3 protein-coding genes are annotated in these 2,888 nt (G+C 65.7%); all 3 read right to left on the bottom strand.

The genetic code is table 11. The features are described from left to right. Positions 1-27: 27 nt before the first annotated feature. Complete coding sequence (locus FDX01_RS17910; protein ID WP_016154555.1) at positions 28-993, bottom strand: zinc metalloprotease HtpX; 966 nt, start codon at positions 991-993, stop codon at positions 28-30. Beyond that, complete coding sequence (psiE-GI, locus tag FDX01_RS17915; protein ID WP_016154556.1) at positions 971-1,468, bottom strand: heat resistance protein PsiE-GI; 498 nt, start codon at positions 1,466-1,468, stop codon at positions 971-973. The genes FDX01_RS17910 and psiE-GI overlap by 23 nt, the downstream gene beginning before the upstream one ends. Further along, positions 1,465-2,888: heat resistance system K+/H+ antiporter KefB-GI (kefB-GI, locus tag FDX01_RS17920; RefSeq protein WP_049040830.1), on the bottom strand; the 1,424-nt coding region annotated here is incomplete at its 5' end. The genes kefB-GI and psiE-GI, both read right to left, overlap by 4 nt.

Genomic DNA, 2,888 nt, shown 5'->3' on the forward strand with positions numbered 1-2,888 from the left:
CATGAGACGTCTCCTGTTGATGGGCAATCAGCGCCACAGCCCGCTCGGGCGCCAGCGCGGTGGGCGCGTCGCCAAAGCGGATTCCGGCAAAAAATGGGGCGCGCGGAGTGGCAACGCTGATGCTGGCCCAGGCGCCAACGTCAGCAGGCGTGCGATGCGCTCTTGCGTTGCCGGACGCGTGCGCAAGCAGGAGGGCTCGGGATTGCCCCATCCCGACCATGGCCAGGCACGCCAGGAGCGGCTGACCCGCTCGATTTTCGCCAGCGCGGACGCCAGCCCCTGCGGGTCGCCAGTCAGTTCCGCCGCAAGGCGGTCAGCGTCGAACTCACGCACGCGAGACAAGCCGAGCTGTGCGAGCAGGGCCAGCTGGGGCGATGCGGCCAATAACAATAGACCAGGCCAATAGACCTCCGCCGCGCCAACCAGCTGCGCGGGCAGGCTGAGCAGGATCGCGATCTGTCCCATAAGGGCCAGTAGGCTCGTGAGGCGACTGTCGGAATCCGCCAGCCCCATGACACGCAGATCCTCATTAGCGATGTGCGCGACCTCGTGCACGAGCACACCCGCCAGCTCGCGTGGGCTCAGGCTGCGCAGCAGGCCATCGGTGAGGGCGATCGATGCCTCCTGCTTTGATCCGGTGGCGAAGGCGTTGACGACGGCACTGGGCACATAGTGCGGCACCGGCGTGGCGGGCAAACCGGCACGGGCGGGCAGCTCGCGCAATAGGGCCCACATCTTGTGGGCTTCTTGCGGGTGCAAGGCCCGTACGCGGTACAGGCGCAAGCTCAGCGCCGACGCGGCTACCGGTTCCAGCAGCAACGCACCTGCAATGGCAAACAGCGCGAGCCACAGGCAGCCTTCCCCAAACGGCAGTCTCCCTGCTGCGGCTGCGATCCCGACCAGGGTCAGGACCAACAGCCCGGTCTGCAGGCGGTTGAGCCAGCGGTGTTGCAAGAGCGCCGTGCGCGGATCACTGGGATGATGACGGGTCATGCTCAGAGGTCTCGGCGGCGCGGTCGCCGCGCTTGCGCAGCAGCCAGTAGGTCGCACCTAGAGCCAGCGTGGCGCTTGCCAGCGCGGCTATCTTTGCGGGGCTCGCGTCGGAGTCGAGGATCACGAACTTGCGGGAGAGTGCGATCAGCGCGATCAGGACCACCGTCTTGACCTGGATGATGCTGTCCCGACGCAGCGCCACGCGCACGATGGAATGCTTGAACTCCATCGCGATCAAGAGCGTCATGATCATGCCGAACACGCTCTGGAATACCTCGTGGTCCAGGGGATTGAAGGCATCTAGAACCAGCAGCGTGAAGACGATGGAGATGAGCTGGAACAGCGACACCACGATGATGACGGCGATCACCGCCGACAGCACGAGCGCGACGACCTGCTCGAAGCGCTCGTAAAAACTCATGATGGCCAATTGGTCACGTAAGACCTGAAATGGGTTAAGGCGTGTTGATTTCATGACGATGAACTCCCTGGAAAACGGCTGCTGTCGAGACGGCGGCGCATTGCGCTGATGTGTCCTTCAATCAGCTCGGTCGACATGCCAAGCGTCGACATCACCTGTTCCGCCAGCCCAATAGCTGCGGCAAAGGATTGCTGATACACGCGCACGTTGGGCATGGCGCGAAATGCATCGGCCGCGGTCGTACTTCTGCATGACACCCACAAGGTCAGCGCCGGACGGCGCTCGGCAATCGCCTGGGCGATGCGCAACGCTTGCTGGGCATGGGCGAACGTCAGCACCACCAAGTGCGCATGCGTCAAGCCGGCAGCCAGCAAGGTATCGGGCCGACTGGCATCGGCATGGAACACCGGCGCGCCGGCGGCACGCGCGGCCTCGACCTTCTGCGCGTCCGCCTCCAGCAGCAGATGCGCCACGCCGGCGTGGCGAAGAATCTCGCTGACTGTCAGGCCAAGCTCGCCCGCGCCGCAAATGATGACATGGTCTCGATATCGCGTCGTCTGCGCGGCGATCTCGACTTCTTCAGCCTGGGGTGGCTGAATGACGCCGCCGGTGCGGCTCAAGAACCGGGCAAGTACATCGTGATGGCGGATCAGTAGCGGTGCCAGGGCCATGCTGAGCACCAGCGCGACCAGCATGGGTTGGACGACGGTCGCGGGGATCAGATGCTGCTGCAAGACCGTGCCCAACAACAGCAGGGCGAACTCGCCGCCGTGCCCCAACGCTATGCCCGTGCGCCAGGCATCGAGGGCGGACAGGCGCGTCGCCCGCAAGGCCAGCGTATTGAGCAGGATCTTGACCGGTACCAGCACCACCAGCCACGCCAGCACCGCCAGCGGTGCCGAAAGAATCTGTGCTGCGTCCAGTTGCAGGCCGATGGTCACGAAGAACACGCCCGACAACACATCGCGAAACGGCCTGAGGTGGCTTTCCATGTGGTGCCGGAAGTCGCTCTCGCCCAGCACCATCCCGGCGAGGAAGGCCCCCAGGGCGGCAGATACGCCGACCGCGTGCGCAGCGGCGGCGGCGGCCACCACCACGCACAAGGAGACGAGCACGAACGATTCCTCGTGGCCCCGCCGCGCCACCCAGCCCAGCAGGCCATGCAACAGACGGCGCGAGGCGAGGGCCGCTGCCGCGAACAGCAGCAGCACACCGAATACTTCGAGCAGCACATGCTCGATCTTCGGCGACTCGCCGCGCGCCCAGATCGCCAGCAAGGCCAGCAGGGGCACGCTGGCCAGGTCCTGAAAGACCAGCACGGCGATGGCACTGCGTCCGTGGCGGGTGGTGAGCTCGCCTTGGTCGGCCAGTTGTCGGCTGACCAGCGCCGTGGACGACATGGCCGCCGCAGTGCCGAGCAGCGCGGCGCTCTGGCCGGGCTGCCCCAGCCACATCAATAGCAGGATCAGCGGCG

Source organism: Citrobacter sp. wls613, from assembly GCF_005281195.1.
Lineage (GTDB): Bacteria > Pseudomonadota > Gammaproteobacteria > Enterobacterales > Enterobacteriaceae > Citrobacter > Citrobacter gillenii.

Coding starts and splice junctions, on each gene's coding strand:
- FDX01_RS17910 (WP_016154555.1), bottom strand. CDS start 993: ATGACCCGTCATCATCCCAGTGATCCGCGCACGGCGCTCTTGCAACAC.
- psiE-GI (WP_016154556.1), bottom strand. CDS start 1,468: ATGAAATCAACACGCCTTAACCCATTTCAGGTCTTACGTGACCAATTG.